The following is a 2,817-nucleotide window of genomic DNA, read 5'->3' on the forward strand; positions in this document are numbered from 1 at the left end:
GGGCGGTGGACGGCTTGGCCGTCGGCGTGGTGGGCATGGTGGCGGTGGCTTCCTCCCCGGTAGCAACCAACTGGTTGGTTGTAAGTCTCGGCGCGTGTGCCGGTCGTGTCAACCAAACAGTTGGTTACGCTGATTCCATGACAGGGACCAGGGACCCCGCGGCCACCAAGGCACGGATCTTCGAAGCGGCGGCCGCCGAGTTCGCCGCGTACGGCATCGCGGGTGCCCGCATCGACCGGATCGCCCGCGAGGCCAAGGCCAACAAGCAGCTCATCTATGCCTACTTCGGCAACAAGAGCGAGCTGTTCGCGCAGGTCCTGGAGAAGCGGCTGGTCGACCACGCCCGTGACATGCCGATCGACGCCGACGACCCGGACGCCTGGGTCGACCGGCTCCTGGAGTACCACGACACCCACCCGCAGCTGCTGCGGCTGCTGTTGTGGGAAGGGCTGGAGTACGGCACGGGGCCCCTGCCGCGCGAGGACGAGCGCAGCTCGCACTACGACCGCAAGGCCGAGGCGTTCGCTGACGCCCAGCGCCGCGGCGCCATCGACACCACCCTCCCGCCGCGCGACCTGGCGTTCATCCTGCTCGGCGTGGCGGCCTGGTACGCGGCCATGCCGCAGATGCGGAAGATCCTGGTCGGCGACACGGACGAGGCGCGGGCCCGGCTGCGCGAGTCGATCGGCACGGCGGTGCGCCGGATCATCAGCAAGCCGTAGGACGGGCTCCGCAGGGCTGCCCCGTCTCGGGTGCGCCCCGCGGGACGCACCCTACGACGTGCCTAGTTGGTGCCGATCTTGGTGAGCAGGTCGACGATGCGGCCCTGGACGTCCGCGCTGGTGGACCGCTCGGCGAGGAACAGTACGGTCTCGCCGGACACCAGCCGCGGCAGCTGCGCCGGGTCCATGTCGGCCGAGGTGTAGACGACCAGCGGAGTGCGGGTGAGCAGCCCGTTCGCGCGCAGCCAGTCCACGATCCCGGCCCGCCGACGACGCACCTGCATCAGGTCCATCACCACGAGGTTGGGCCGGATCTGGGTGGCCAGGCTGACCGCGTCCGCGTCCGTCGCGGCCCGCGCGACCTGCATGCCGCGCCGCTCCAGCGACGTGGTGAGCGCGCCCGCGACGGCGTCGTTCTCCTCGATCAGCAGGACGCGCGACGGGTGCTGCTCGCTGTCGCGCGGCGCGAGCGCCTTGAGCAGTACGGCCGGATCGGCACCGTACGCCGCTTCCCGGGTCGCCTGGGCCAGGCCGGCCGTCACCAGGACGGGCACCTCCGCGGCGCCCGCCGCCTGGCGCAGCGACTGCAGTGCCTTGCGGGTGATCGGCCCGGTCAGCGGGTCGACGAAGAGCGCGGCCGGGTACGCCGAGATCTGCGCGTCCACCTCCTCGCGGGAGTTGACGATCACCGGGCGGTAGCCGCGCTCGTTCAGCGCCTGCTGGGTCGAGGCGTCCGGCGCCGGCCACACCAGCAGCCTGCGCGGGTTGTCCAGCGGCTCGGGCGGCAGCTCGTCGTCCATGGGCGGCGGCTGCCGGTCCACGACCTCTATGGCGCCGTTCGGGCCGTCCAGCGGCTCGGGGCCCTCCTGGCCCTCGCCCGGCGCGGAGATCGCGAACGCGCGGCCCTCCGTGGACTCCATCAGCGACGGCTGCGGCTGCGGCTGCCCGCCCTGCGGGGCACGGGCGGCGGGCACCATCTCGGAGCCGGTGCCGCGCGCGTCGTCCTGCGGGGGCGCGGCGAGCTTCCGGCGCCGCCCGGAACCGGCGCCCCCGGCGCCACCGAGCGTGCCGTTGGCGCCGCCCTGGGTCTGGCCGCCCTGGGTGGGCTGACCTTCCTGGGCGGGCTGGCCGTGGCGGCCCGGCCGGCCAGGACGGCCGTTGGCCGGCTGGTGCTGGTCGGCGATCTGCTGGGCGAAGGGGACGCCCTGCCCGAGCGTGCGCACGCTGAACGCCCGGCCGTCCGAGTGACCCGCTTCCTCCTCCGGTACGGGCAGGGGGCGGCTCGCGGCGCCCTGCTGGGCGTGCGCGGACTGGCGCGGTACGGAGGGGCTGCGCCGGCCGTTCTCCTGAGGCGAGGCCGGGAGCTGGGGCTGTGCCTGGGGCTGCGGCTGAGGCTGTGCCTGACGTCCGTCCTCGGGCTGCTGTGCAGGCTGCTGCGCGGCCTGTGCGGCCTGCGCCTCCTGGCCGTGCGGCCCGGCGGCCTCGGCCGGGCTCGGACGGCCGCGGCGGCGGCCGGTCGGCGCGGGGGCCGCGGGGGTCGCGGCGTCGTCCTCGGGGTGCGTGACCTGGCCCCCGGCGCCCACCACGAACGTACCGGTGGACTCCGAGTCGGCCATCGAAGCGGCGGCCCGCTCCTCGGCGGCGGCGCGGCGCGCGCGGCGGCGGCCGGTCGGGGTGTCCCACTCGCCACCGGTGGCCGGACCGGCCTGCCCGGCTCCGGCATTGGCACCGGCACCGTGCAGCGCGGGCAGTGCACCGGCCCCGGAGGGTGCTCCCTGTGTACCGGGCGCGGCGTCAGCGGTACCCGATGCCTCTTCGGGAGCCCGGCGAGCGCGGCGCCGGCCGGTACCCGTGGGCACCGCCTCACCCGCGCCGGCGGGTCCCTGCGGGCCCGTGGCCTGGGCGGGGAGCTGCGGCCCGGGTGCCTGGGCTGCGGCCGCCTGCGAGCCGGGAGCCTGCGCCCCGGCGGCAGGCAGCGCGGGCCGCGGCTGCTGAGCACCGGGCTGCGGCTGGGCCTGGGGCTGAGCGGCCGGGGCCTGTGCGATCTGGGCCTGTGCGGCCTGGGCCGGCTGCCGGTCCGCCGCGGCGGACCGGC

At 75.9% G+C, this 2,817-nt stretch carries 2 protein-coding genes; one reads left to right on the forward strand and one right to left on the reverse strand.

Going from position 1 to position 2,817, the window contains the following annotated elements:
- The first annotated feature begins 137 nt into the window (after positions 1–137).
- Positions 138–722, forward strand: a complete 585-nt coding sequence (locus CCS38_RS14200) for a TetR/AcrR family transcriptional regulator (protein ID WP_223733618.1) — start codon at positions 138–140, stop codon at positions 720–722.
- 62 nt (positions 723–784) lie between these two features.
- Here the strand turns inward: CCS38_RS14200 and CCS38_RS14205 are convergent.
- Positions 785–2,817: response regulator (locus CCS38_RS14205; protein ID WP_504740349.1), on the reverse strand; the 2,033-nt coding region annotated here is incomplete at its 5' end.

Source organism: Streptomyces purpurogeneiscleroticus (assembly GCF_020024005.1).
Lineage (GTDB): Bacteria > Actinomycetota > Actinomycetes > Streptomycetales > Streptomycetaceae > Streptomyces > Streptomyces purpurogeneiscleroticus.

Coding starts and splice junctions, on each gene's coding strand:
- CCS38_RS14200 (WP_223733618.1), top strand. CDS start 138: ATGACAGGGACCAGGGACCCCGCGGCCACCAAGGCACGGATCTTCGAA.